Source organism: Caulobacter sp. CCH9-E1, assembly GCF_001556515.1.
Lineage (GTDB): Bacteria > Pseudomonadota > Alphaproteobacteria > Caulobacterales > Caulobacteraceae > Caulobacter.
The window spans coordinates 1-2488 of the sequence record NZ_LSJA01000005.1 but is presented as its reverse complement, the minus strand read 5'-3'; the positions used below and the strand labels follow the sequence as shown (position 1 = coordinate 2488).

Sequence of the window (2488 nt, the reverse complement as noted above, 5' to 3'; positions counted from 1 at the left end):
TGAACGCCGGGGTCGAGGCCGCCCGCGCCGGCGAGAGCGGCAAGGGTTTCGCGGTCGTGGCTCAGGAAGTGCGGGCTCTGGCCCAGCGCTCCGCCGAGGCGGCCAAGGAGATCAAGCAGCTGATTTCGACCTCGACCGGCCAGGTCGAGACCGGGGTGGGCCTGGTGGCCCGCACGGGCGAGGCGCTGCAGCGCATGGTGTCCCAGATCTCGGAGATCGACGCGCTGGTCTCGGAAATCGCCGGTTCCGCCCAGGCCCAGGCCCAGGGGCTGGCCCAGGTCAACAGCGCCGTCGCCCAGATGGACCAGGTGCTGCAGGAGAACGCGGGCATGGTCGAGGAAACCTCCGAGGCGACCCAGACCCTGAACGCCGACGCGGCCCTGCTGGCCGATCTGGTCGACCAGTTCGACCTGCCGCACGGTCCCTCGCCGATGGAGCGGCTGCGGGCCTAGGCGCCGCGAATGCTCTCCTTCCGATGGAACGGATCGGCGCCGCGCCGCGTTAGGACGCATCAATCTTAGGCGCCCCGGAGGAATCCGGGCCCCGACGTGGGTGGGGGAGGTTCGGATTTTCAGGCAAGGGCATAAGCTTGAGCACGAGCTTGGCCCCTCTTGCTTATCCAGAACCGGGCGCCTATCCTCCCAGCCCCCGGTCACGAGCGCCCGTGACCGGAAGTCTTTCCTCCCAAGGCGTCCGAGCTAAAATCCGCAATGGAAAAAGTGCCGATGACCGTCGGGGGTTATCAGACCCTCGACGAAGAACTGAAGCGTTTGAAGACCATCGAACGACCGGCGGTGATCGCCGCGATCGCCGAGGCGCGCTCGCACGGCGATCTGTCGGAAAACGCCGAGTATCATGCCGCCAAGGAGCGTCAGGGCTGGATCGAAGGCCAGATCGCCGAGATCGAGGACAAGATCGCGCGCGCCCAGGTCATCGACGTCTCGAAGCTGTCGGGCAAGCAGGTCAAGTTCGGCGCCACCGTCTCGGTGATCGACGAGGACACCGAGGAAGAGGCGCGCTACCAGATCGTCGGCGACCACGAGGCCGACGTGAAGTCGGGCCGCATCTCGCTGTCCTCGCCGCTGTCGCGTGCGATGATCGGCAAGGAAGTCGGCGAGGTGGTCGAGGTCAATACGCCCGGCGGCGTGAAGGCCTACGAGATCACCAAGGTCGAGTGGCTGTAAGGCGGGCTCGCCTTAGCGACGCCACAAGTCTGACCGAACTAGACAAGGCCGTTCCGGGCGTCTTCGCCAGGGGACGGCCTTGTTTCGTTTACCGGGTGACGACGTGACCGAAACGCCGAAACGTCCGCTGAGGGTCTGGGCCGTGTCCGACGGCCGCGCCGGCATCGAGGCCCAGGTCGTGGGCCTGGCCGACGCCTTGTCGCGCCTGACTCCGTGCGAGGTGACGGTCAAGCGCGTCGCCTGGAAGGGCCGCACCGGCCGGCTGCCCTGGTGGCTGAACCTGTTCCCGCGCCGCTGGCTGACTCCCGAGAGCGACATCCCGGGGCCAAAGGACGCCGAGGCCTGGCCAGACGTCTGGCTGGCCGCCGGCCGCGCCACCTTGCCCCTGTCGATCCGCGCCAAGCGCTGGTCGGGCGGCAGGACCTATGTCGTCCAGGTGCAGGACCCGCGGGTCCCGGCCAGCATGTTCGACCTGGTGATCCCGCCCAAGCATGACCGCCTGACCGGCGACAACGTCCTGCCGATCACCGGCTCGCCGCACCGCGTGACGCCCGAGCGCCTGGCCAGCGAGGCCAAGGCCTTCAAGCGCCTGATCGACCCGCTGCCGCGTCCGCGCGTGGCGGTGCTGGTCGGCGGCAAGTCCAAGGCCTTCGACCTTTCCAGCGAGCGCGCGGCGCAGATCGCCCACTCCATCCAGATTCCGCTGGAGCAGGAGGGCGGCTCGCTGATGATGACCTTCTCGCGCCGCACGCCCGAGCCGGCCCGCGCCCTGATCACCGCCCGCCTGCGCCATCTGCCGGGCGTGATCTGGAACGGGGAGGGGCCCAATCCCTACTTCGCCTTCCTGGCGGCCGCCGACTACATCCTCGTCACCGAGGACTCGACCAACATGGCCACCGAGGCGGCCTCGACGGGCAAGCCGGTCTTCGTGCTGAAGATGGACGGCTCCAGCCTGAAGTTCCGTCTGTTCCACGAGGAGCTTGAGCGCATGGGCGCGGCGCGGCCCTATGGCGGCGCCTTCCACGGCTGGACCTACGAGCCGGTCAACGAGACCGACCGCGCCGCCCGCGAGATCCTGGCGCGGCTGGGCGTGGAGATTTCGGAGGCCGAGGCGCCGAAGCCCAAGCGCAAGCCGAGAGCGCCCAAGGCCGATCCGGCCTAGCCGGCCGGCGAGCGCCGGAGCTCACGCGCGCACAGCGGAAGATCTGAAGGTCCGTGATGGGGGGGGAGCGGCCCCAATCCTCCCCCTAGCGGGGGAGGTGTCGGCGAAGCCGACGGAGGGGGAAGAAGCCGGCTCGGCAGGA

3 protein-coding genes and 1 pseudogene are annotated in these 2488 nt (G+C 68.9%); 3 read left to right on the top strand and 1 reads right to left on the bottom strand.

The window, feature by feature from the left end:
• From AX690_RS00435 to AX690_RS00425, 3 genes are all read left to right on the top strand, one after another.
• A partial coding sequence (locus tag AX690_RS00435; RefSeq protein ID WP_231732061.1) for a methyl-accepting chemotaxis protein occupies positions 1 to 452 on the top strand: 452 nt, incomplete at its 5' end.
• Positions 453 to 710: 258 nt separating this feature from the next.
• Positions 711 to 1184, top strand: a complete 474-nt coding sequence (greA, locus tag AX690_RS00430) for a transcription elongation factor GreA (protein WP_066680888.1) — start codon at positions 711 to 713, stop codon at positions 1182 to 1184.
• 103 nt (positions 1185 to 1287) lie between these two features.
• The gene (locus AX690_RS00425; protein WP_066680890.1) at positions 1288 to 2346 is read left to right on the top strand and encodes a mitochondrial fission ELM1 family protein; all 1059 of its coding nucleotides are present in this window, start codon (positions 1288 to 1290) and stop codon (positions 2344 to 2346) included.
• Positions 2347 to 2379: 33 nt separating this feature from the next.
• Here the strand turns inward: AX690_RS00425 and AX690_RS23490 are convergent.
• Positions 2380 to 2488: pseudogene (locus AX690_RS23490) on the bottom strand (hypothetical protein); the annotation flags it as partial.